Genomic DNA, 25,056 nt, shown 5'->3' on the forward strand with positions numbered 1-25,056 from the left:
TGTGCAGCCTACGGAACCGGTGGGGGCCGAGGCCGACGGGCCGTACTTCTTTCTGAGTTACGCCCATGTGCCGCGCGGCGGGTCCGACCGGGCCGATCCCGATCTGTGGGTGCACCGGCTCTTCCGTGATCTGTGCGACGTCGTGCTCAATCTGACGACCGTGCCCGCCGGGGGTGCCGGGTACATGGACCGGTCGATGCGCGCGGGGGAGGACCTGAGTGACGAACTCGCCAGGTCCCTCGCGCACTGCCGGGTGTTCGTGCCGCTGTACTCGCCGCGCTACTTCATCAGCCCCTGGTGCGGGCGGGAGTGGACCGTTTTCGGCCGCCGGCCCGGCTCGATGCCCGGCGCTGTGGTGCCCGCGCTGTGGGCGCCGGTGCTGGAGCACCGGTTACCGTCCTGCACGCGGGACGTTCCCCATCCCGAGCACGAACACACCCAGCGCTACCGGGAGTTCGGGCTCTACGGGCTCGCCAAGCTGCGGTCGTTCCGCAGCGACTACGAGAAGGACGTCCACACGCTCGCCCGGCGGATCGTCGCGGCCGGGGACGCCGTCGACGTCTCGCACGGAGACGGTGGCAAGGACAGCCTGGACGCCGCGCAGGACGCGTTCACGCACGCCGCGTCCCCGCGCCCGGCGGAGCCCCGGCCCCGGCCGACCACCCGGCGCCGCCTGCGCATCAGCGTCGCCGCCGCCTCCCGGACGAACCTCCCCGAGGGCCGCGACCCCGCGTACTACGGGCGTACGCCCCTCGACTGGCGGCCCTATCACCCCGCATCGCCGTATCCGCTGGGCAAGTTGGCGTCCGACATCGCCGAGCGGCTCGACTTCCAGCCGGATGTGCGGGAGTTCGACCATCGTGCTGTGCCGGCCGACGGGCCCGAGGTGCTGCTCCTGGACCGCTGGCTGCTGCGCGACCCCGAACACCGGGCCCGGCTGGGGGAGTTCGACGCCGCCGACCGGCCCGCGACCGGCGTCGTCGTCCCTTGGAACGGCGCGGACCGCGACGACGAGGCGGACGGGCGCAGCGTCGCCGCCGAGGTCGAGGCCGTCCTGCCCCGCCGCACCCGCCGCCAGCGCCAGGCGGGCCGCCCGCCGGTCCTGGGCCCCGACCCGGCCACGTTCAGCCGCCAGCTCCCCCGCGTCGTGCACTGGGCGGCGACCGAGTACCTCAGACGGGCCCCCGCCCGTGTCCCGCCCGGCGAGGGCCCGCAGCGCTTCCGGCTGGGCGACATGGGCCGCGAGGAAGAGAAGAGCCGACAGGGAAACCGGAGTTGGCCACAGGGCCGGGGCTGGGACGAGGGCCAGGGCAGGCAGGACAGCCGCAGCCACCACCAGCCCCAGGCCGACCAGCCCCAGGCCGACCAGCCCCCGGCTCACCAGCCGCCGACCGACCAGCCCTCGGCTCACCAGCCCCGGCCCAAGCCGCCCCCGACCTCCCAGCCGCCCCCGACCCCCCAGCACCCCCCGAACCACCAAGCTCACCAGCGCCACCAGGGCAGCCCTTTGGCGTCGCCCGACCGTCGTCGTGCCGAGGAGGAGGGACCGCGATGAGCAGCCTCGACGAACAGGGTGGCCGCGCAGGCCGCATCGTGACGTTCTACTCGTACAAGGGCGGCACCGGACGGACCATGGCGCTCGCCAACGTCGCCTGGATCCTCGCCGCCAACGGCAAACGCGTCCTCGCCGTGGACTGGGACCTGGAGGCGCCGGGCCTGCACCGCTTCTTCCACCCCTTCCTCGACCCGGCCACGGTCGGCGCCACGACCGGCGTCATCGACCTGCTCACCGAGTACGCGTGGGCCGCCACCGACGACGACGGCGAGGGCCGTCCCGACGACTGGCACCGCGAGTACGCGCGCGTGCAGCGGCACGCCGTCTCCGTCGACTGGGCCTTCCCCGAACCCGGCACCCTGGACCTGGTCACGGCGGGCCGCCAGAACCGCGACTACTCGGCGATCGTCGCCACCTTCGACTGGGACAACTTCTACGACCGCCTCGGCGGCGGCCTCTTCTTCGACGCCCTGCGCGACGACATGCGCGCCAACTACGACTACGTCCTCATCGACAGCCGCACCGGCCTCTCCGACATCGCCGACATCTGCACCGCCCACCTCCCCGACGTCCTCGTGGACTGCTTCACCCTCAGCGACCAGTCCATCGACGGCGCCGCGTCCGTAGCCCGGGACATCGGCGAACGGTTCCGCCCGCGCAACATCCGCATCCTGCCCGTACCGATGCGCATCGACGAGGGCGAGAAGGAGAAGGCGGACGCCGGACGGATGCTCGCGCGCGCCAAGTTCGACGGCTGGCCCGCCGGTCTGACGGGCGATCAACTCACGAACTACTGGCTGTCGGTGGAGGTCCCCTACCGGCCTTACTACGCGTACGAGGAGACGCTCGCGACCTTCGCCGACGAGGCCGGGAACCCGATCTCCCTGCTCGCCGCGTTCGAACGGCTCACCGCCGTGGTCTCCGCGCAGGCGGTCACCGCGCTGCCCCGCATGGACGAGGAGCAACGCCTCGGCGTCAAACGGAAGTTCGTCCGCACCCGCGCCGCGCTCCCCGCCGACCTGCACCTCAGTTACGTGTCCGAGGACCGCATGTGGGCGGAGTGGATCACCGCCCTGCTCTCCCGCGCGGGCTTCCGGGTGATCCCCCGCTACGCGGGCGGCGAGGGCGACGGCGCCGACAAGCCCGCCGACCGTACCGTCGTCGTCCTCTCCCCGGCCTACCAGCGCTCCGCGCGCGCCCGCCAGGTCTGGGAGACCGCCACCGGCAACGACCCCACCGGACGGCGCCAGGTCCTCGCCGTACGCGTCGGGGACATCCGGCCCGCGCCCGCGTTCACCGACTGGCCCAGCGTCGACGTCGTCCGCACCAACGAGAAGACCGCCGCGACGGCCCTGCTGCGCGCCCTCGGCAAGCCCCCGCTGACCGGTGACCTCGGCGACGACACCGTGGGGACGGCCGCCGCCCGCTTCCCCGACACCCAGCCCCGCTTCTGGAACGTGACCCCCCGCAACTCGTCCTTCACCGGCCGCAGCGCCCTGCTGGAGAAGCTGCGCGACCTCCTCGGCCCCAGCGGCACCGGCGGGCGCAGCGCCGCGTACGCGCTGTACGGGCTCGGCGGCGTCGGGAAGACGCAGATCGCGCTGGAGTACGTCCACCGGTTCGCCGCCGACTACGACCTCGTCTGGTGGATCTCCTCCGAGCGCAGCGAGTTCGTGGTCTCCGCGCTCGCCGACCTCGCCCCCCGGCTGGGCCTGCGCGGCGGGGAGGACGCCGCCCAGGTCGCCCAGGAGGTCCGCGACCATCTGAGGCAGTCCGGGCCCTCGCTGCGCTGGCTGCTGGTCTTCGACAACGCCGACGAACCCCAGGAGGTCAGCCATCTGCTGCCCGGCGGCAGCGGACACGTCCTGATCACCTCCCGCAACCAGACCTGGCTCCAGTACGGCGAGGCCCTGGAGATCGATCCGTTCCTGCGCGAGGAGAGCGTCGAGCACCTGCTGCGCCGGGCGCCCGACCTCAGTGCCGAGGACGCCGACCGGGTCGCCGCCGCCGTAGGAGACCTGCCGCTGGCGCTCGAACAGGCCGGTGCCTGGCTCGCGGAGACCGCCACCCCCGTCGACGACTACCTCCTCGAACTCGACCGGCAGGCCGAGCACGTCCTGTCGCTCAGCCAGCCCGCCGGCTACCCGCAGCCCGTGGCCGCCACCTGGAACGTCTCCATCGAACGCCTCAAGGAACGCTCCCCGGCCGCCGTACGCCTGCTGCAACTGTGCGCGTTCTTCGCCGCCGAGCCGATCTCCATGAAGCTGCTGTACGGCGACGAGATGATCCGGGTACTGGCCGCCGAGGACCCCTCGCTCCAGGAGAAGATGGTCCTCGGCCGGGTCATCCGCGAGATCGGCCGGTTCGCGCTCGCCAAGGTCGACCGCTCCCAGCAGAGCACCATCCAGGTCCACCGCCTCGTTCAGGCCGTCATCCGCTCCCAGCTGACGCCCCGCGAGCAACTGGAGGCGCAGCACGTCGTCCACCGCATCCTCGCCGGGGCCCGCCCCTCCGGCGAGGAGCCCATCGACGACCCCGAGAACCAGCCCACGTTCGCCGCGATCTGGCCGCACCTCGACGCGTCCGAGGCGAGCATCTGCGACGACCCCGAGACCCGCCAGCTCCTCATCGACCGCGTCCGCTACCTGTGGAAGCGCGGCGAACTCACCGCCGCCATCACCTTCGCGGAGAGCCTGCGCGCCCTGTGGGAGGAGAAGCTGGCGGACTCCCGGGCGCGCATCGCCGAATTCGCCGAACTCTCCCCGGAACCCGACGACACCCCCCGGCTCCCGGCACAGTCCGGCGGACGGCCCCCGCGCACCCTCACCGAGGAGCGCCTCTATCTCACCAACCTCCGGATCCAGCTCCTGCACCTGCGCTTCCACATCGCCAACATCCTGCGCTCCTTCGGCAAGTACGTCGAGGCCGAGCAGGTCGGCTCCGACGTCCTCGCCCAGCAGCGCTCCCTGCTCGCCCCGGACCACCCGCACATCCTCATGACCACCAGCGGCCTCGCCACCGACCTCGGCTCCGTCGGCCGCTTCACCGAGGCCCTCCAGAAGGCCGCCCAGGCCTACCTCGGTTTCAAGGAGGCGTTCGGCGAGGACCATCCGCGCACCCTCAGCGCCAACAACAACCGCGCCGTGTGCCTGCGCCTGCTCGGCCGCTACAACGAGGCCCGCGACGTCGACCAGGAGATCTACGACCGGCGCCGCAACGACCTCGGCGCCAAGCACCCGCACAGCCTGATCAGCGTCTCCAACCTCGGCCGCGACCTGCGTGAGACCGGCGAGTACGACGCCTCGATCTCCCTGCTGCGCGGCGGCAACGCGGCGTACGCCGAGACCTTCGGCGAGCTGTACCCGGAGACGCTGCGCAGCGCCAAGAGCCTCGCCGTGTCGCTGCGCAAGGCGGGCCTCATCGACGAGGCGCGCGCCCTCACCCACCAGACCCGCGAGAACTACCGCCTGCGCGAGACCCCCACGACCACCCCCGACGTCCTGGACTGCACCCTCAACTACGCCGTCGACCTGTACGCCACCGGCGCCCGCGAGGAGGCGCTCGCCCTCACCCAGGACATCGTCCGGCAGTACCGCGTCGCGCCCGGCGAGCGCCATCCCGCGACCCTCGCCGCCCTCAACAACTGCGGGATCTTCCTGCGCGGCGCGGGCCGCGTGCAGGACGCGCGGGTGCTGCTGGAGAGCAACTACGCCACCCTGCGCGAGGTGCTCGGCGACGCCCACCCGTACGTGCTGGCCTGCGCGGTCAACCTCGCCAACACCCTCGCCGAACTGGAGGAGCTGCACCGCTCGGAGGAACTGGAGCGGCTCGCCGTCACCGGGTTCCAGAAGGCGCTCGGGTACAAGCACCCGGACACGATCGTCTCCCGCGCCAACCTGGCCGTCACCCTGCGGGCCCTCAGGCGGATACCGGAGGCCGACCAGTTGCAGGAGAGCGCGCAGGCCGACCTGGAACGGCTCCTCGGCGAAGGGCATCCGCACACGGTGAGCGTGCGCGAGGGCAAGCGCATCCACCGGGACCTGGAGCCGCCCCTCATCTGACGGACCGTCAAGTCTGCGACGGCACCAGCCGGTTGGGCCCGCCCGACAGCCACGTCACGATGTCCGGCAGCACCCGCAGCGCCGCGAAGTGCGCCGCCCTCGGATGCACGACGACCGTACGGCCCGGGATGTGCTCCGCCAGCCACCGCGTGTGGCTGGCCGGCGCGAACACGTCCTGCTCGCCGTGCCACAGCAGCACCGGTACGGAGATCGCGTCCAGGGCGAACCCCCACGGCACGCAGAACGACAGCGCGTCGTCCACCCAGCCGTCCGCCGAGACGCTGAGCGCCTCCGCGTAGCTGCGGATCAGCATGCCGCGGATACCGGCGTCCGCGATCACCCTGAGGTCCGACTCCGTGAGCTCCCACCGGAGTTGGGACAGCAGCTTGCGCGGGTCGGCGCGGATCGCGACCGAGCGGGCGCGCAGACTCGCGGCGAGGTGGTCGGGGCCGGTGACGGCCTGCGCGTACTCGTGGACGTTCGACGCGGACATCCCCGCGAACCAGTCCAGGCCCGCCGCGTCGCGCGGGGCCAGGCTCACCAGGACCGCGACGCGCGTCACCCTCCCCGCGAGCAGCGCCGCGCATGCCAGGGCGTGCGGGCCGCCGCCGGAGCGGCCGACCACGGCGAAACGCTCCACGCCGAGCGCGTCCGCGATCGCCGCGACGTCCTCGGCGACATGCGCGACCGAACGGCCCGGGAGACGGTCCGAACTGCCGTACCCCGGACGGTCGTAGGTGATCAGACGGACCCGCCGGTGGTAGAGCAGCATCGGGCGGGGCGCCGGGCCGATCCGGCTGCCGGGCGTGCCGTGCAGCAGGAAGACGGGGAAGCCGCGCGGGTCGCCCGCGATCTCCACCGCTAACCGCCTGCCGTCCCCCGTGAACACCTCGGTACGCATCCGCGGCCCTTTCTGGAAAGGAAGCCCCCGTCAACTGCGGTACACGCTGCGGTCATCTCCCATCGTGACCCAGATCATCCGGATGTGCGCGGGTGTTGGCCTTTTCGGGTGGTGACTCCGGCCGGGAACCGACCCTCAACTCCGGGTCGGGACAAGGTCGATGAGGCGGGCCGCCGCTTCCTCCGCGAGGGGCGTGAGGCGTTCGTGGACGCGGCGGAACGTCTTCTCCGCGCCGTCCGCCGGCCAGTCGGCGGGGAGGTGGCGGACCGGGAGGCGGGGGTCGCGGCGGATGATGTTCAGCCAGTCCGTCTGGAGCAGCAGGCGGCCCGCCAACGCGTCGTCCGCCGACGGGAGTTCACCCTCCCAGTGCTGCCAGCGCTCCTTGAACGCCGCGTACCGGGACGCCAGTTCGTCCAGCTCCCAGGTCTCCTCGATCATCGCCGTGATGTCCGTGCCCACGTCCGCCTGCGCGCGGAACACCTTCACGTGCGCGGACAGCCCCAGCTCCTCGACCAGTTCGGCGACGTCCACCTCGCCCGGCGCGATCCACAGCCCGCTGAACAGCGGGCCGAACCCGTGCCACGCCAGCTTCGAGCGCAGGTCGTGCCGTTGCCGCTGCCACGACTCCGGCAGCGAGAACCCGAGCAGCGTCCACGAACCGTCCCACTGCCGGTTCACCGCCCCCGTGTGCCACACCCGCCGCTCGCCGTCCCGCAGGACGGCCTCGGAGTGCGCGGTCAGCCCGAAGTACATCCGCCGCCCCTCCCGCTGGCGCCGCAGCAGCCCCCGGTTCACCATCCGGGTGAGCGTCGACCGCGTCGCCTGCTCCCCGACCCCGGCCCGCGCGAACACGTCGATGACGCTGCCGGAGTACACACAGACGGAACGCCCCAGTACCTGATCACCCAAGAACGTGAGCATCAGGGACTGGGGCCGCACCGATTCTTCCGTGGTCACACGGCCAACGGTACGCCGGGTGGCAGGGGTCAGCGCACTACGTCCACGAAGATCGGGTTCGCGTAGAACCAGGTGTCCGCCCACGGGTCGCCGTCCCCCGGGGCGTGGGGGATCGGGCCGTGCGGGTCGACGGACGCGCCGAGGTAGCCCGTGCCGGTGCGGTTGCCGTCGCTGCCGCGCAGCCGGAGGTAGAAGGAGTCGTCCTCCACCGTGACCGGGATCCGCAGGGTGTACGTCCCCTTGAGGCCGGAGACGTCCTTCGTGCGGACCACCTTCGTGTCGGGGGCCTTCCACGTGTCGGCGTCCGTGACCGGGCCGGTGACCGTGCCCCGGATGACGTCGACGTGGGCCAGCTTCGGGAGGATGCCGTGGGGGTTCACCCGGGACGCCGTGGTGACCGTGATCTCCAGGGTCAGCTTCTCGCCCTTGCGGACCCGCAGCCGGCCCCCGAGGGTGACGCCCCGGCCGTGGCTGTGCTGGCGCTTGAGGCGCACCTCAAGGCCGTCCAGCAGGTGCCCGTGGTCCGCCCAGACCCGGCCCGCGCGCATACCGGCCATGACCGCGCGGTAGCCGTAGCGGGTGACACCGACGTGCGTACGGCTGAACTGGCCCGGCCAGAAGTCGCTGCCCGGCTGCGGGGACGTCGTGTCGACCGGGTCGGGCAGCTTGCCGGTGTTGTCGAAGTTCTGCCCGGCCGGCCAGTCGCCGTTCTTCCAGGTGTCGAAGACGACCCGGTGCGCGTCGGAGTTGCTGGTGATCGAGAACAGGCTGCCTTCTGCCAGCATCGAGTCCCAGAGCCCCCCGACGGTCGCCGTCGCCCAGTCGAAGCCGCCGTACGTCAGGTACGCCTCCTTCGGGTACCCCGCGAAGGAGTTCGCCGACGGCGCGTTCTCGTACTCGCCCCGGATCGAGTTCGCCCCGCGCCAGCCGGGGATCGCCGCGCCCTGAGCACCCGGCGCCCCCTCCATGCCGATCATGATCTCGGGGGCGGCGTCGCGCCAGGCCCGCAGCTCGTGCGGGGAGTCGATGCCGAGGCGCAGCGGGTGGTTGGCGAGCACGAGGACGTCGTCCACGTAACCGCAACGGCGCTGCTCGGCCAGCCACTTGATCGCCTTGACGGCGTGGGCCTCGTTGCGCGCGGTGTTCGGGTTGCCGGGGGCGCCGTCGGTGTACTGGAGGAGCTTGCCGTCGTAGGCGCTCTCGAACCGGGTCAGGACGTCGACCTCGTTCGGACCCGGCGGCGTGAACACCGTGCAGTGCTCGGCGGCCGGGATGTACCACTCCAGGCCCTGGAAGATGAGCTGGCGCGGGTTCTCCTTGCGGGCCTTGAGGATCTCCGCGTGCTCCAGCGGGGCCCCGTACTGCGCGTGCCCGAAGTTGGAGTGCTCGGTGAACACCATCCAGTCCAGCCCGAACTCGGCGGCCTTCGCGGCGAGTTGCGAGAACGTGTACTTCGCGTCGTGGCTGTACACGGAGTGGATGTGGTGGTCGCCGACGAGGTAGGCGAGGCGCGGGTCCTCGCCCCCGAAGCCGTGGCCCTTGGCGGCGGCGGACGCGGGCGAGGCCAGCGCCGGGGACAGCGCGAACGCCGCCCCGAACAGGCCCGCGCTGCGCAGGAGTCCACGTCTGGAGACGCCCTGCGGATCGAGGTCGGCGGGCGCGACGGAGGGGTCGGCCCAGGTGGGGAGCTGCTGCTCGGTCATGACGGTCTTCCTGGGGTTCAGTGGTTCATGAACGCGGTGACGGGCAGCGCCCGTTCGGTGATCCGGACGTCGCCGAGGCGGGCGTGCAGGATCTGGTCGATCTGCCCGGCGTACTCGTAGCCGCCGAGCAGCCACGGCAGGCCGACGGAGGTGATGCCGGTCGAGACGGCCTTGGGGTTGCGCACGACCGGGCACCCGTCGACGTACAGCGTCGTGTGCTTCCCGTTGTTGACGACGGCGACGTGCCACCAGGTCTCCAGCGGCGTCTGCTGGCCCCAGTTGGTGGCGATGCCCTGCTGGTTCAGCGGACGCATCGCCCACTGCGGCTCGCGGTCGTTGGACAGCGATAGCGTGGCCAGCGGCTCGTCCGGGTCGTCCCCGGTCTTGTGCGCGGCGCCGCCCGTGCCGGTCCGGCTGACGATGCCCGACCACGCGTGGTGGGACGGGTCCCAGTCGGCCGGGAGGCGGTAGAACGCCTCGATGGTGTACCCGTTCCTGAACACGGCCTTGTTGATCGGCGCCGTGGGGACGGTCTTCAAGTAGGCGCCCTTCAGCGGCGACTTGAACCCCTGGAACTCCAGGCTGCCGTGGCCGGGCTGGTCGGGGTGGTGGTCGGCCGACCAGCCGAGCGAGCCGCCGCCGACACTCACCAGCGTCAGGTCGTTGCCCTTGCCGGACAGGTCGCGCACGGTCCCGCCCGCAGGAGCCTTGTCGAACCGCCAGTACGCGACCGTGCCCGGCACGAGCACCTTCGACACCGGCCGAGCCGCCCGCACCGGCGCCGGGGCGAACCCCTCGAAGCGCGCCGCGAAGTCGATGTCGACGCTGAACCGGTCGGCGTCACCGCTGAGTTCGATCTCCTGCCGCTCGAACTCGTTGAGCCCCTTCTTCGCCCGCCCCAGGATCCACGGCGACACCGTCTCGACGTCGATGACGTTCCGGTCCAGGTCGAAGCGGTACAGCCGGATCATCGCCGCGCCGCCGAAGTACCGGTTCTGATAGTTCGTCAGATGCAGGTGGACGTCATTTCCCGCGCTGTTCTTGCGCGTTGCCCGCCCGGCCGGCCAGTAGTGTCCGTTCAGCGTGAGGAAGATCTGGTCGTGGTCCTTGACCAGCTGGTCCCACAGCTGCTGCCCGTAGTCCGACAACTGGTCGTCGTCCACGACGAGTTCGTGCGTCGTGAGGATCACCGGCGTCTTCGGGTGCTGGGCGAGGACGCTCTTCGCCCACGCGTACCCCTTGTCGGACAGCCGCCAGTCCAGCGCGAGGACCAGCCACTCACGGCCCCCGGCGTGGAACAGGTGGTACGTGTTGTACCCGTCCGGGGACGCCCCGCCGAACGTCGGCTTGGCCGCGAACCGCTTCGGCCCGAACGCGTCCAGATAGGACGAGGCCCCGCGCTGGTCGGTCGTCGAGGACTTCACGTCGTGGTTCCCGGCCAGCACGCTGTAGCCGACACCCTTGCGGTCCAGCAACTTGAACGCGTCGCCGATCGCCGAGAACTCGGCGGCGGCACCGTTCTGCGTCAGGTCGCCCAGGTGCGACAGGAAGACGATGTTCTCGTCCTTCCCGTGCTCCAGCAGGTACTTGAGGGACGCCTCGACGGGCTTCGCGTCGATGCTGGGCCCGTCGAAGAGGTACTGCGTGTCGGGCATCACGGCAAGCGTGAACCGACGGCTCTTCGAGTCCGGCCGCCAGGAGGAGGGGTGGCCCTTTTCGAGGGAGGCCGCTTCAAGGGAGGCCGCCGAGGCGGTCCCGGCCGGCAGCGCGACCCCGGCGGTCGCGGCGGCACCGAGCAGCGCCGTCGCGCGCAGGAAGCCGCGCCGTCCGGCACCGGCCTGCGGAGCCTCGCAGGGCTCCTGGCCGGAAGAGTCATGGGCATGCGAAGTACACACAGGTGCTCCGGTGGATGGTGCTGAGGAAGGGGAAGTTTTGGGTTAGAGCACGCGCAGGGTCCAGCTCCAGTGATGGCAGCCCGTCGCGACCAGGTAGGAGGGGAAGGTGTCGGGCCCGCACGAGGCGGTGCCGAGACCCCGGTGCGCCGCGTCGACGTGCACCACGCAGCCCGCGCGCGGCACGAGTTCGTCGTGGTGCGCCACCGCCGTCAGGTCGCCCGCGCGGTGGCGCGTGACGGAGACCTGGCGCGGGGAGTCCAGGGTGACGGCGAGCCCGGTGGCGTCCGGCGCGGACAGGGTGAAGCGCCGTACGCCGTGCCGGCCGCCGCTCTCCTGCGGGCGCAGGTACGGCGTGAACAACCGGTCGACAGGCTCCGCATGGTGGCCCACGGGAGCACCGGCCGCGCGGTCCGGGTACGACTCCCAGGGACCCTGCCCGAACCACTCCAGCAGGTCGAGCCCGGGCACCGTCTCGAAGACCGAGCCGACGCGCGCCACGTCGTGGAACGCCTCGGGCACCTGGGCCGACTCGTCGACGTGGATGCCGCCCTCCACCGGCGTGAGGATCTGCCGGTGCCGTACGACACCCGTCGCGCCCGCGTACTCGGCGTCGACGATGACGACCGCGCCGTCCCGCTGCACCGACACCACCTTGCGCACCAGCCGGTCGAGCCCCCACGCCCGCCAGCGCGCCGCGATGCCGCCCAGCTCGTCGTTGTCGGTGGGCGCCCGCCACAGCGAGAGCACCGGTGCCGAGGTGAGCAGCGGATGGACGAGCAGACCGTCACCGTCGATCTCGACCCGGCCCTTGGGAGCCGGTGTCCCGGCGGCCGAGGGACCCCGCAGCCGCACCTGCGGCACGCAGAGCTCCGTCCCCGCAGGCGCCCACGGCAGCTCTTGTGCCGTCGTCACCCGCAGGGTCAGCCACGCCTCGCCGCCGTCCTGAGGCAGCGTGAACGGCACGGGTACGACACCGGAGTCACCCGGCGCCAGATCCGGCAGTTCTGCCACGGAGACGAGGTCGGTGCCGTCGGCGAGCGACAGCCGCCATTCGGCGTCCAGCCAGTCGAGACCCCGGAAGTGCTGGCGGTTGGAGACCACGAGATCGCCGTCGTCGTCCAGCTCCAGCCGGACCGGCGCCGCGATCTCCCGGTGCTCGAACAGCACCGGCTTCGGGGTCCGGTCCGGGAAGACGACGCCGTCCGCGATGAACGCGCCGTCGTGATCGGGTTCGCCGAAGTCACCGCCGTACGCCCAGCGGTGGCCGGGTCCGGCGACGCCGCTCTCGTAGAGCCCGGCGCCCCCACGCCCGGCCGGTCGTCCGTCGTTCACACGTTGGAGGATTCCGTGGTCCCAGAACTCCCAGATGAACCCGCCCTGAAGTCCAGGCGTTGACTCGATGGCGGACCAGTGGTCCGCGAGCGTGCCGTTGCTGTTGCCCATCGCGTGCGAGTACTCGCACCAGATCAGCGGCTTCGTCTGCGTCCCCGAGCGGGCGTGCGCGAGCACCTCGTCCAGCGAGGCGTACATCGGGCAGGCGATGTCGGAGGCGTCCGAGGCGGCGGCCCAGTCGAGCTTCGCGGCGCCCTCGTACTGAACCGGTCGAGTCGGGTCGTGCCGGCGCACCCATCCGGCCGCCGCGTCGTGGTTCGCCCCGTAGTCCGACTCGTTGCCCAGCGACCAGACGATCACCGAGGGGTGGTTCTTGTCCCGCAGCACCATCCGCGAGACGCGGTCCACGAAAGCGCCCAGGTAGCGCGGGTCGTCGGCGATCTCGTGCGCGTGGTCGTGCGACTCGACGTTCGCCTCGTCGACGACATAGACGCCGAGTTCGTCGGCGAGGTCGTAGAACGCGGGGTCGTTCGGGTAGTGCGAGGTGCGGACCGCGTTGAAGTTGAACCGCTTCAGCAGGGCGAGATCGGCGCGCATGTCCTCGTACGACACCGTCCGGCCCGTCAGCGGGTGGAAGTCGTGCCGGTTCACCCCGCGCAGGAACACCCGCACGCCGTTGACCAGCAGATCCCGGCCGACGATCTCGACGTCCCTGAACCCCACCCGGTGCCGGGAGACGTCGGCCACCGAGCCGTCGGCGCGGTGCAGGCGGACGGCGAGGTCGTACAGCACCGGCGTCTCGGCGCTCCACGGCTGTACGCCAGTGACCTGGTGATTCAGGCGGACCTCGCCGAGGAACGCGGAGACGCGGCCGTCCTCCTCGTTGAACCGGTCGAGTTCGGCGTCCTGGGTGAGGAGGACGCCGTTCAGCTCGCCGGTGACGTACCAGCCCTCCGGCAGCTCGCCCGAGGCGTGCCGCACCTTGCAGTCGACGCGCAGCGCCCCGTCGGCCGAGGCGCGCACGTCGACGTCGGCGAGGTGCAGGGGGTCGGTCGCGTACAGAAGGACGGACCTCGTGATGCCCGCGTGCCACCACTGGTCCTGGTCCTCGATGTGCGAGACATCCGACCATTTGACGACCGTGAGGCGGACCAGGACCCGCTCACCGGGACGCGCGAACTCCGTGATGTCGAAGTCGGCCGCGAGGTGCGAGTCCTTCGAGACGCCGACCGGACGGCCGTCCACGTGGACGAGGAGCACGCTCTCGGCGGCGCCGACCTGGAGGGTGATCCGCTTGCCGGTCCACTCGGCCGGGACGTCCACGACCCGCTCGTACACACCCGTCGGATTCGCGGCCGGCACGGACGGCGGGACGTCCGGGAACGGCATCCGGACGTTGAGGTAGACCGGCAGGTCGTCCGTGTTCTGCATGGTCCAGGCGCCCGGCAGGGTCTGCGAGGACCAGGCGTCGCCGAGCGCCGCGTCCGGCGCCGGCAGGAGCTGGAAACGCCACTCGCCGTCCAGGGACAGGGCCCCAGTACGGCGGTCCACGGCGGACATGGGCGACCGCCCCCAGGAGGTCACCTCGGGTGACTCCCAGGGGCGGAGCGCGGACAGCGGGTCCATCACTTGATGGCCCCCTTCGCGAGGTCTCCGATGATCTGCCGGGCGCCGATCGCGAACACGATCAGCAGCGGGACGAGCGCGAGCAGCGCGCCGGTCATGACCATGCCGTAGTCCGTCGTACCGTGCGTGCCGTTGAGCTGCGACAACGCCACCTGGAGCGTCACGTTGTCCGGGTTGGTCAGCGCGATCAGCGGCCACGCGTAGTCGTTCCACTGGCCCATGAACGTGAAGATCCCGAGGAACGCGAGCCCGGGGCGCACCACCGGGAGCGCGACGTGCCAGTACTGGCGCATGAAGTTCGCGCCGTCGATGCGCGAGGCGTCGAGCAGCTCGTCGTGGATCGCGCCCTGCATGTACTGGCGCATCCAGAAGATGCCGAACGCGTTCGCCGCCGCCGGGACGATCAGCGACGTCATCGACCCGATCCAGCCCAGCTTCGCCATGATCACGAACTGCGGGATCGCGGCGAGCTGCGCCGGGACCATGAAGATGACCATCATCAGCGCGAACAGCAGCCTGCGGCCCGGGAAGTGGAACTTCGCGAAGACGAACGCGGCCAGCGAGTCGAAGAACAGCACCAGCACCGTCACGCTGGTCGCGACCAGCAGCGAGTTCCCCATCGACCCGAAGAAGTCGATCGAGTCGAAGAGATTGCGGACGTTCTCCCCGAGGTGCGAGCCCGGCAGCAGCTTCGGCGGGTAGGAGAAGATCTCCGACGAGGTGTGGGTCGACATGATGACGGCCCAGTAGAACGGGAACGCCGACAGCAGCAGCCCGATGACCAGTACGGCGTGCAGCGCGATACCGCGCCTGCGGGAGCCCTTGATGGAAGACATGGCGCGCGGCTCCTAGTCCTCGCCCCGGCGCTGCACCAGGCGCCAGTTGACGATCGAGAAGATGATGACGACGAGGAAGATCCCCCACGCCACGGCGGCGCCGTAGCCGAAGTCGTTGTTGTCGAAGGTCTGCTGGAAGAAGTAGAGGACCATCGTCTGGCCCGAGTGCCCCGGACCGCCCGCGTACGTCGAGTCGTTGGCCGTCGACTGGAGCAGCACCTGCGGCTCCGAGAACGACTGGAGCCCGGTCACCGTCGAGACGACCAGCACGAACAGCAGCACCGGCCGCATCATCGGCAGCGTGATCCGGAAGAACGTCTGGAACGGGTTCGCCCCGTCGACCTTCGCCGCCTCGTACAGCTCGCCCGGGATCGTCTGGAGCCCGGCGAGGAAGATGATCGCGTTGTAGCCGGTCCACTGCCAGGTCATCAGCGTCGCGATCGCGACCTTGATCCCCCACGGCGTGTTCAGCCACGCGATCTGGTCGAGCCCCACCGCCTGCAACAGGGCGTTCATCAGGCCGAAGTTGGTCGAGAACACCGACCCGAAGATGATCGCCACCGCGACCACCGACGTCACGTTCGGCAGGAAGTACGCGAACCGGTACACGTTCTTGAACCGCACGGCCGAGTTCAGCATCACGGCCGTCACCATCGCCAGGAAGATCATCGGGAACGTCGCGAGCGCCCAGATGACGATCGTGTTCCCGATCGAGTTCCAGAAGTCCGTGTCCGAGATCAGGTACCGGTACTGCGCGAGCCCGGCCCACTCCATCGACCCGAGTCCGTCCCAGCGGTGGAACGAGACGTACAGCGAGAACCCGACGGGGATCAGGCCGAAGCCGAGGAACAACAGGTAGAAGGGGGAGATCGCGGCGTACAGATGCCAGTACTTGCGCCAGCCCTTCTTCGGCTGGACAGCCGTCGCTCTCTCGACGACGGGAGGCTTCTCCAGGGCGGTGGCCATCAGTAGCTCACCCCCAGGTGCTTCGCGATCCGGCGGCACTTGCTCATGGCGTCCTTCCAGGCCTGCTCGGGGTTCTTGCCGAGGACGCCGACGTTCTTGATCTCGTCCTTGAGGGGCTGGCCGAGCGCGATGTCGAACGGGCTGTTGTAGGCCACCGGGATCTTCTGCGCGGCCGGACCGAAGACGTCCATGGTCACCTGCCCGCCGAAGAACGGGTCGGGCTCGGTCAGCTTCTTCATGCCGTACGACGCCGGGGTGGACGGGAACAGCCCCGCGTCCACGAACCCCTGCGCCTGGTTGTCGGCGTCCAGCAGCCAGGTGATGATCTCGAACGCCTTCTCCGGCTCCCGGCACTCCTTGGTGATCGCCAGGAACGACCCCCCGATGTTGGAGGGCCCGCCCGGACAGTTCGCCACCCGCCACTTGCCGGCCGTCTTCGGGACGCCCTGCTTGAGGTCGCTCGTCGACCAGGACGCGTTCAGGTTCGACGGCAGCTTGCCGTCCTCCTGCGCCGACAGCGCGTCCGGGGTGCCGCTGACGATGCTGGAGACGATCCCGCGCTTCTTCGCCTCCACCGCCCGCGCCCACGCCGTACGGACGTGGTCCTCGTCGCCGATGAAACGCCGGTCCTTGTCGACGTACTGCTTCGTGCCCTGGTTCATCGACATCGTGAAGACGCTGGTGATGTCGGTCAGCAGGAAGGTGCCGGGGAGCCGCTTCTTCAGCTGTTCACCGGCCGCGAAGAACTGCTCCCAGGTCGCGATCTCCCGTGACACGTCCGCCGGTTCGGACGGCAGGCCCGCCTTCGCGAACACGGCCGGCTGGTAGTAGTGCGCGACCGGACCGCAGTCGATGGGGAAGCCGATCATCGTCCCGTCGTCGGCGACCCCCTGGTCCCACTTCCACGACAGGTACTGGCTCTTCAGCTTGTCGGCGCCGAGCGTGCGCAGGTCCACGAACTGGTCCGCGTTCGGCAGGTAGGACGCCATGTCCTCGCCCTTGAGGCCCGCGATGTCGGGGATGTGGGCGCGACCGGCCATGGTCGTGATCAGCTTCGAGCGGTAGTAGCCGCCGATCTGGATCGCCTTCAGGTCGACCGCGGGGCCGTACCGCTTCTTGGCGTTCTTCACGACGGTGTCGCTCAGGCCGCCGTTCCAGTACCACAGCACCATGGTGTTGCCGGTCGAACCGGCCGGTACCGCGCAACTGGACGCGAGGCCGCCCAGCGCACCGGCGGCCCCGGTGGCCAGGCCCGCACGCAGCAAGCCTCTTCGTGAGAGCCGCACAGCTCCCACCGCCTTTCGGATCTGTTCTGCACTACTCGGGGGTCTTAAGGGGGGATCTCAAGAGGGGGGTTTCAAGAGGGGGATCTCGTGGGGGGGGATCAAGGGGGGTTCTCTGAAAGTGAGTTGATGGACCGTCAGTTCAGCCGCGCCGGAGGCGTCACCGGCGCGTACTGCACCGGCCGCCCCGGGTCGGCGGGCAGCCGGTCCGCCAGGAAGCCGTACGCGTGCCGCAGCCCGGGGTCCGTCACCGACCGCCACCAGCGGTCCACGCCGTACCAGCCCGGCGCCGCGAGCGCGCCGCCGTGGTGCTGTACGGAGAGCCCCGCGGCCAGTACCGCGAACTTGAGGCGCTCCTCCAGCGGCCACTCGCCGAGCGAGGCCGCGACGAAGCTCGCGCCGAACACGTCACCGGCGCCCGTCGCGTCCAGCACGTCCACCGGGAGCGCGGGGACCTCGGCGTACTCGCCGGTCGTCTGGTCCACGGCCACCGCGCCCTCGCCGCCGCGCGTGACGACCGCCACCGGCACCAGTTCGGTGAGCGTGCCGAGCGCGGCGACCGCGCTGTCCGTGCGGGTGTAGGCCATCGCCTCGCCCTCGTTCGGCAGGAACGCGTAGCACAGGGAGAGCTGGGTCAGCAGGTCCCGCGACCACTCCTGGGTGGGGTCCCAGCCGACGTCCGCGTACACCCGCGTGCCGTTCGCGGCGGCCTTCGCGATCCACTCGCGCGGCTCGGCCTCCAGGTGCACCAGCGCGGTACGCGCGGCGGGCGGGGCGGCCATCAGCACGTCCTGCGAGTACGGGGGCTCCTGGCCGTGCGTGACGAGCGCGCGGTCGGCGATGGGGGTCCCCCCTGACCGAGCGAAGTCGAGATCTTGGGGGAGCGCGAGGGCCACCGTCACCGGGGTCGGCCAGTCCTTCGCGACCCGGGACAGGGTGAGGTCCACGCCTTCCTGTCCGGCGATGACCTCCTGGCAGTACGCGCCGTAGAAGTCGTCGCCGAAGACCGTCGCGAGCTGCGTGCGCAGGCCGAAGCGGGAGGCGGCCACCGCGAGGTTCGCGATGCCGCCGGGGCCGCAGCCCATCCCGGCCGTCCAGACCTCCTCGCCGGGCGTGGGCGGCTTGCCGAGACCCGTGAGGACGAGGTCGTAGAAGAGCAGACCGGTCAGCAGGACGTCGGGGCGGTCGTCGTCCACGGTGGTGTCGGTGTGGTCCACGGGGGTGGCGCCTCTCGTCGGAACGTTCGTCAGAACTGTTCACATTCGGTGCACGGAATCGTGCGCTCTCTTCCAGATCTGGTCAATAGTCGAGCAGAAATGAGCATGGATTTGATTGAAGATGACGAGTAGTGTTCGTGTCGTGCTGGCAGAACGACGACATCAACTCATCCTCCGGGCCCTGCGCTCCGGCGGCCCCGCGGCTGTCACCGACCTCTCCGAGCAGCTCGGCGTGAGCCCCGCGACGATCCGGCGCGACCTGGTCAAGCTGGAGGAGGACGGGCTCCTGACCCGCGTCCACGGCGGCGCGGTCGCCGAGGAGGGCGACCAGCCCTTCGCCGAGGTCGCCGGGGTCCGCGTCGCCGAGAAGGACGCGATAGCCGCCCGCGCGGCGGCGATGATCGCGAACGGACAGTCGGTGCTGCTCGACATCGGCACCACCGCCTACCGGCTCGCCCGGCAGCTGCACGGCCGCCGCCTCACCGTCATCACCAGCAACCTCGTCGTCTACGAGGAACTGGCCGACGACGAGGGCATCGAACTGGTCCTGCTCGGCGGCGTGGTCCGCCGCGACTACCGCTCCCTGGTCGGCTTCCTCACCGAGGACAACCTCCGCCAGCTGCACGCCGACTGGCTCTTCCTCGGCACCAGCGGAGTCCGCCCCGGCGGCCAGGTGATGGACACGACCGTCGTCGAGGTGCCGGTCAAACGCGCGATGATCAAGGCGAGCGACAAAGTCGTCCTCCTCGCCGACCGTGCCAAGTTCCCGGGCACGGGCATGGCGAAGGTCTGTGGTCCAGAAGATCTGGACGTGGTGGTGACGAACGCCCCGGTCGACCCGGTGACCCACTCCTCCCTGGCGGAGGCGGGCGCCGAGGTGATCGTGGCAGGAAAGGTTCAAGCGTGAAGCTGACGATTCTTGGCGGCGGCGGATTCCGGGTGCCGCTCGTGTACGGCGCGCTCCTCGGCGACCGCGGCGAGGGCCGGGTGACCGAGGTCGTCCTGCACGACCTGGACGCGGGGCGGCTCGGGGCGGTCACCAGAGTCCTCACCGAGCAGGCCGCCTCGGTGCCGGACGCGCCGGTGGTCACCGCCACCACCAGCCTTGACGACGCCCTGCGCGGCGCCGACTTCGTCTTCTCCGCGATCCGCGTCGGCGGCCTCGAAGGCCGCGCCAACGACGAGAAGGTGGCCCTGGATCAAGGCGTCCTCGGTCAGGAGACGGTCGGCGCGGGCGGCATCGCGTACGGGCTGCGCACGGTCCCGGTCGCCGTCGACATCGCCCGGCGCGTCGCCCGGCTCGCCCCGGACGCCTGGGTCATCAACTTCACCAACCCGGCGGGCCTCGTCACCGAGGCCATGTCCCGCCACCTCGGCGACCGCGTCATCGGCATCTGCGACTCCCCGGTGGGCCTCGGCCGCCGCATCGCCCGGGTCCTCGGCGCCAACCCGAACGACGCCTACATCGACTACGTCGGCCTCAACCACCTCGGCTGGGTACGAGGGCTGAAGATCGCCGGACGCGACGAACTGCCCCGCCTCCTCGCCGACACCGACCTCCTCGGCTCCTTCGAGGAGGGCAAGCTCTTCGGCACCGACTGGCTCAAGGCGCTCGGCGCGATCCCCAACGAGTACCTGCACTACTACTACTTCAACCGCGAGGCCGTCCGCTCCTACCAGGAGGCCGAGAAGACCCGCGGCGCCTTCCTGCGCGACCAGCAGGCCCAGTTCTACGACGAGGTCGCCGCCCCCGGCGCGCACGCGCTGGACGCCTGGAACCGCACCCGCGCCGAGCGCGAGGCGACGTACATGGCAGAGAACCGCGAGACCGCAGGCGCGGGCGAGCGCGACGAGGACGACCTGTCCGGCGGGTACGAGAAGGTCGCCCTCGCCCTGATGCGGGCCATCGCCCGCGACGAGCGCACGACCCTCATCCTCAACGTCCGCAACCGGCACACCCTCTCCGTGCTCGACACGGACGCGGTCATCGAGGTGCCCTGCCTGGTCGACGCCAACGGCGCGCACCCGGTCGCCGTCGCGCCCCTGCCCGGCCACGCGGTCGGGCTGGTCAGCTCGGTCAAGGCCGTCGAGCGCGAGGTGCTGGCCGCCGCCGAGTCCGGCGCCCGTACGACCGCGGTGAAGGCGTTCGCTCTGCACCCGCTGGTCGACTCCGTGAACGTCGCCCGCAGGCTGGTGGAGGGCTACACGGCCGTTCACCCGGGTCTCGGGTACCTCAAGTAAGCTCCCGGCGGAAAGCGTCCAGAAAGCGCTTTCTGCGGTTGGTCCGGTATCTCTCCCTGGAGACCTCTCATGCATGACGAACGCCAGCGGATCGAGGAGCGCGTGGAGCGCCTCCACTCCCAGCGCATCAAGCCCGCGATCTACGCGGCGACCGTCCCCTTCGCCGTCGAGGCATGGCAGGCCCCCGGGGAGCCGGTGTCCTTCGAGGAGGCCGACGGGGCTGTTTACGAGCCGTTCGAGATGGGCACACCGTGGGGCCCGCCGTGGGGGACCACCTGGTTCCGGATGCGCGGCACCGTCCCCGCCGAGTGGGCGGGCCGCCGCGTCGAGTCGGTCATCGACCTCGGCTTCGTCGGCGACTGGCCCGGCAACCAGGCCGAGGCCCTCGTCCACACCGCCGACGGCACCCCGCTGAAGGCCGTCAACCCGCTCAACCAGTACGTCGCCGTCGCCAACCCCGCCGTCGGCGGCGAGGAGATCGACTACCTGGTCGAGGCCGCGTCCAACCCGGACATCCTCGCGGAGAATTTCTCCAAGATCACGCCGATGGGCGACATCCTCACGGCCGGCGACAAGCCGCTCTACACCTTCCGGCACGCGAACCTCGCCGTCCTCGACGAGGAGGTCTGGCACCTCGACCTCGACGTCCAGGTGCTGCGCGAGCTGATGGTCGAGCTGGGCGAGCATGACCCGCGCCGCCACGAGATCATGCACGCGCTCGACCGGGCGATGGACGCGCTCGACCTGGACGACGTGTCGGGGTCGGCCTCGGCCGTACGCGAGGTTCTGAAGCCGGTGCTGGCCAAGCCCGCCAACGCCTCCGCGCATGTCATCTCGGGCGTCGGCCACGCGCACATCGACTCCGCGTGGCTGTGGCCGATCCGCGAGACGAAGCGCAAGACGTCCCGCACCTTCTCCAACGTGACCTCGCTGGCGGACGAGTACGAGGAGTTCGTGTTCGCCTGCTCGCAGGCCCAGCAGTACGAGTGGGTGCGCGACAACTACCCCAAGGTGTGGGCCCGCATCCAGGAGTCCGTGAAGAAGGGCCAGTGGGCGCCCGTCGGCGGCATGTGGGTCGAGGCGGACGGCAACCTGCCCGGCGGCGAGGCCGTAGCCCGCCAGCTGATCCACGGCAAGCGGTTCTTCATCGAGCACTTCGGCATCGAGACCAAGGGCGTCTGGCTCCCCGACTCCTTCGGCTACACCGGCGCCTACCCGCAGCTCGCCAAGCTCGCCGGCAACGAGTGGTTCCTCACGCAGAAGATCTCCTGGAACCAGACCAACACCTTCCCCCACCACACCTTCTGGTGGGAGGGCATCGACGGCACCCGCATCTTCACGCACTTCCCGCCCGTCGACACCTACAACGCCCGCTTCAGCGGCGAGGAGATGTCCCGCGCGGTCCGCCAGTACCGCGAGAAGGGCAACGCCAACCGCTCGCTCGCGCCCTTCGGTTGGGGCGACGGCGGTGGCGGCCCCACCCGCGAGATCATGGAACGGGCCCGCCGTCTGCGGGACCTGGAAGGCTCCGCGAAGGTCGAGATCGAGCACCCCGACGAGTTCTTCGCCAAGGCCCGCGCCGAGTACCCCGACGCCCCCGTCTGGGTCGGCGAGCTCTACCTCGAACTGCACCGCGCCACCTACACCTCGCAGGCCCGCACCAAGCAGGGCAACCGCCGCAGCGAACACAAGCTGCGCGAGGCCGAGTTGTGGGCGACGACGGCCGCGCTGCACGCGCCGGACTACTCCTACCCGTACGAGAAGCTCGACCGCCTGTGGAAGACGGTCCTGCTCCACCAGTTCCACGACATCCTGCCCGGCTCCTCCATCGCCTGGGTGCACCGCGAGGCCGAGGCCGAGTACGCCCGCGTCGCCGGGGAGTTGGAGGAGCTGACCGCCGAGGCGATCGACGCCCTCGGGGGCGGCGGCCTGCGTGTCTTCAACACCAGCCCGTACGACCGCGCCGAGGTCGTCCGCACCCCGGACGGCACCCGCGCCTACGTCGAGGTGCCGGGCAGCGGCAGCGCGGTGCTGGCCGAGTCGGAGGTGCCGAACCCGGTCACCGTGGACGGGCTGACGCTCGACAACGGCTTGGTGCGGGTTACGTTTTCGGAAGACGGAACCCTGGGCTCGGTGTACGACCTCCGCGCCGGACGTGAAGTCCTCGCCGAACCCGGCAACCTGCTGCGCCTGCACACGGACCTCCCGAACTACTGGGACGCCTGGGACATCGACAAGCACTACAAGAACCGGTACGTCGACCTGCTCGACGCGGACTCGGTGACCGTCGTCGAGGCGGACCCGCTGATCGGCGCCGTGCGCATCGAGCGGTCCTTCGGCAAGGGCTCGACGATCGTCCAGACGGTCACCGTCCGCGCCGGCAGCTCCCGCATCGACGTCGAGACGGACATCGACTGGCACGAGGCCGAGAAGATCCTCAAGGCCGCGTTCCCCATCGACATCCGCGCCCCGCACTCCTCCGCCGAGATCGCCTTCGGCCACATCCAGCGCCCCACCCACACCAACACCACGTGGGAGTCGGCCCGCTTCGAGGTCTCCGGCCACCGCTGGGTCCACCTCGCCGAACCCGGTTACGGCGTCGCCGTGCTGAACGACTCGACGTACGGCCACGACGTGTCCCGCACGGTCCGCGAGGACGGCGGCACCACGACCACCGTCCGCCTCAGCCTGGTGCGCGCCCCGCGCATCCCGGACCCCGGCGCGGACCAGGGGCGCCACCGCTTCACCTACTCCCTGCTGCCGGGCGCGAGCATCGCCGACGCGGTCGCCGAGGGCTACTCCCTCAACCTGCCGCTGCGCCTCGCCGAGTCGACGGGCGCGGCGCAGCCGGTCGTCTCCGTGGACGGCGAGGGCGTGACCGTCGAGGCGGTCAAGCTCGCGGACGACGGCTCGGGCGACCTCGTCGTGCGGCTCTACGAGTCGAGCGGCGGCCGGGCGGCCGGGACGCTGCGCACGTCGGTGCCGATCACCGGGGCGCAGATCACCGACCTGCTCGAACGGCCTTCTGAGGACGTGGAGTTGGCGGCGGACGGGTCGGTGGCGGTCGCGCTGCGGCCGTTCCAGATCCTGACCCTGCGCCTGCGGCGCGCATGACCCTGTGGGACGGGCGCCCGGCGGTGCCCGTCCCACCGAACACCCCTATTTGGCCTAGGAGTTCAGCTGTGCCCATGCAACCCTGGTTCACCGACGCCAAGTTGGGGATCTTCGTCCACTGGGGCATCTACGCCGTGGACGGTGTCCCGGAGTCCTGGTCCTTCTACGACGACATCGTCCCCTACGACCAGTACGTCTCCCAGCTCGACCGCTTCACCGCGTCGAAGTACGACCCCCGCGCCTGGGCCGACCTGTTCGCCCGCGCCGGGGCCAAGTACGCCGTCCTCACCGCCCGCCACCACGACGGCGTCGCGATGTGGGACACCGAGCACAAACACCTGGGCCTGGACCGGGACTTCCTCACCGGATACGCCGACGCGCTGCGGGAGAAGGACCTCAAGGTCGGCCTCTACTACTCGCACTCCGACTGGAGCCACCCCGACTACGCGACGACCCGCAAGCCGGGCCGCCCGCCGGAGCAGGAGGACAACCGGTACTCCGAGTGCTCCGCCGAGGACGAGGACCTGGTCGCCTGGGAGAGGTTCATCGCCTACCGGGACGGCCAGATCACGGAGTTGGCGTCCCGGTTCCGCCCCGACCTGATGTGGTTCGACGGCGAGTGGGACCGCAGCGAGGAGCAGTGGCGCATCCCCGAACTCGCCGCGCTCATCCGGTCGTACACGCCGGACGTCGTCTTCAACGCGCGGATGCTCAGCGAGGGCGACTACGCGACCCCCGAGCAGGGCGCCCCCATCGTGCCGCCGGACGGGCCGTGGGAGCTGTGCCTCACGATCAACGACTCGTGGGGGTACCAGCACCACGACGACAACCACAAGTCCCTTGCCCAGCTGGTCCGTTACTTCACGGAGACGATCGGCGGGGGCGGCAACCTGCTGCTGGACGTCGGCCCGATGGAGGACGGCACGATCCCCGCACCGCAGGCTGAGCGCCTCGAAGGGCTGGGGGAGTGGATCCGTAAGCACGAGGAGGCGGTGTACGGGACCGTGCGCGGGCTTCTGGCGGGGCACCACTACGGGCCGAGCACCCTCTCCGCCGACGGGCGCACCCTGTACCTCGTCCTCTTCGACGCGCCGCGCGCGGAGATCGGCGTACGGGGTCTGGCGACCGGCGTGCGGGGTGTGCGGGTCGTGGGGTCGGGCAAGGAATTGGGGCACCGGGTGGTCGGGGGGCTGCACGACGCGGTGGGTGTGCTGTGGATCGACCGGCCTCAGGCGGCGGATCTCGATCCGTACGCGACTGTCCTGGCCGTCGAGTTGGAGGGTGAGTTGGAGCTGTACCGGGGAGCGGGCCGGTTCTGAGGACCGGTGCCCGCACGTTATTCGGGTCGGTCGGTCGCTCCCCGTGACAG

At 70.7% G+C, this 25,056-nt stretch carries 15 protein-coding genes; 6 read left to right on the top strand and 9 right to left on the bottom strand.

Translation table 11 applies throughout. The annotated features are described in order from the left end of the window. Position 1: 1 nt before the first annotated feature. Positions 2-1,555 (top strand): TIR-like protein FxsC, encoded by a 1,554-nt coding sequence (locus J8M50_RS39660; protein ID WP_141655626.1) that lies wholly within the window; start codon positions 2-4, stop codon positions 1,553-1,555. Further along, positions 1,552-5,616, top strand: coding sequence for an FxSxx-COOH system tetratricopeptide repeat protein (gene fxsT / locus J8M50_RS39665; protein WP_010357601.1), 4,065 nt, complete (start codon positions 1,552-1,554; stop codon positions 5,614-5,616). The genes J8M50_RS39660 and fxsT overlap by 4 nt, the downstream gene beginning before the upstream one ends. Before the next feature lie 7 nt (positions 5,617-5,623). Here the strand turns inward: fxsT and J8M50_RS39670 are convergent, their stop codons facing one another. From J8M50_RS39670 to J8M50_RS39710, 9 genes are all read right to left on the bottom strand, one after another. Then, on the bottom strand, positions 5,624-6,517 hold the full coding sequence (locus tag J8M50_RS39670; protein ID WP_010357602.1) for an alpha/beta fold hydrolase: 894 nt from the start codon (positions 6,515-6,517) through the stop codon (positions 5,624-5,626). Between the two features lie 135 nt (positions 6,518-6,652). Continuing rightward, positions 6,653-7,474, bottom strand: coding sequence for a PaaX family transcriptional regulator (locus J8M50_RS39675; protein WP_029184352.1), 822 nt, complete (start codon positions 7,472-7,474; stop codon positions 6,653-6,655). Between the two features lie 29 nt (positions 7,475-7,503). Beyond that, the gene (locus J8M50_RS39680) at positions 7,504-9,177 is read right to left on the bottom strand and encodes a PHP domain-containing protein (protein ID WP_010357604.1); all 1,674 of its coding nucleotides are present in this window, start codon (positions 9,175-9,177) and stop codon (positions 7,504-7,506) included. A 17-nt stretch (positions 9,178-9,194) separates the two neighbouring features. After that, the gene (locus J8M50_RS39685; RefSeq protein ID WP_010357606.1) at positions 9,195-11,072 is read right to left on the bottom strand and encodes a LamG-like jellyroll fold domain-containing protein; all 1,878 of its coding nucleotides are present in this window, start codon (positions 11,070-11,072) and stop codon (positions 9,195-9,197) included. 42 nt (positions 11,073-11,114) lie between these two features. Continuing rightward, the gene (locus tag J8M50_RS39690; protein ID WP_050987349.1) at positions 11,115-14,030 is read right to left on the bottom strand and encodes a glycoside hydrolase family 2 TIM barrel-domain containing protein; all 2,916 of its coding nucleotides are present in this window, start codon (positions 14,028-14,030) and stop codon (positions 11,115-11,117) included. After that, a complete protein-coding gene (locus J8M50_RS39695) occupies positions 14,030-14,866 on the bottom strand; it encodes a carbohydrate ABC transporter permease (protein ID WP_010357609.1) in 837 nt (278 codons plus the stop codon). The genes J8M50_RS39690 and J8M50_RS39695 overlap by 1 nt, the downstream gene beginning before the upstream one ends. Positions 14,867-14,878: 12 nt before the next feature. Continuing rightward, entirely contained in the window at positions 14,879-15,832 is a 954-nt protein-coding gene (locus J8M50_RS39700) for a carbohydrate ABC transporter permease (RefSeq protein ID WP_010357610.1), read from the bottom strand. Further along, entirely contained in the window at positions 15,832-17,118 is a 1,287-nt protein-coding gene (locus J8M50_RS39705; protein WP_029184353.1) for an ABC transporter substrate-binding protein, read from the bottom strand. The genes J8M50_RS39700 and J8M50_RS39705 overlap by 1 nt, the downstream gene beginning before the upstream one ends. Positions 17,119-17,252: 134 nt before the next feature. After that, complete coding sequence (locus J8M50_RS39710; RefSeq protein WP_029184354.1) at positions 17,253-18,311, bottom strand: carbohydrate kinase family protein; 1,059 nt, start codon at positions 18,309-18,311, stop codon at positions 17,253-17,255. Positions 18,312-18,474: 163 nt separating this feature from the next. Between J8M50_RS39710 and J8M50_RS39715 the strand changes: the two genes are divergently transcribed. The 4 genes from J8M50_RS39715 to J8M50_RS39730 all read left to right on the top strand — a co-directional run bounded on the left by J8M50_RS39715 (position 18,475) and on the right by J8M50_RS39730 (position 25,006). Next, positions 18,475-19,239 (top strand): DeoR/GlpR family DNA-binding transcription regulator, encoded by a 765-nt coding sequence (locus tag J8M50_RS39715; protein WP_010357613.1) that lies wholly within the window; start codon positions 18,475-18,477, stop codon positions 19,237-19,239. Then, complete coding sequence (locus J8M50_RS39720; protein ID WP_010357614.1) at positions 19,236-20,573, top strand: 6-phospho-beta-glucosidase; 1,338 nt, start codon at positions 19,236-19,238, stop codon at positions 20,571-20,573. The genes J8M50_RS39715 and J8M50_RS39720 overlap by 4 nt, the downstream gene beginning before the upstream one ends. A gap of 69 nt (positions 20,574-20,642) precedes the next feature. Next, a complete protein-coding gene (locus tag J8M50_RS39725; protein ID WP_010357615.1) occupies positions 20,643-23,687 on the top strand; it encodes an alpha-mannosidase in 3,045 nt (1,014 codons plus the stop codon). Continuing rightward, the gene (locus J8M50_RS39730; protein ID WP_078481200.1) at positions 23,684-25,006 is read left to right on the top strand and encodes an alpha-L-fucosidase; all 1,323 of its coding nucleotides are present in this window, start codon (positions 23,684-23,686) and stop codon (positions 25,004-25,006) included. The genes J8M50_RS39725 and J8M50_RS39730 overlap by 4 nt, the downstream gene beginning before the upstream one ends. Positions 25,007-25,056: the final 50 nt, after the last annotated feature.

The sequence above is a fragment of the Streptomyces acidiscabies genome (assembly GCF_020010905.1).
GTDB classification, from domain to species: Bacteria; Actinomycetota; Actinomycetes; order Streptomycetales; family Streptomycetaceae; genus Streptomyces; species Streptomyces acidiscabies.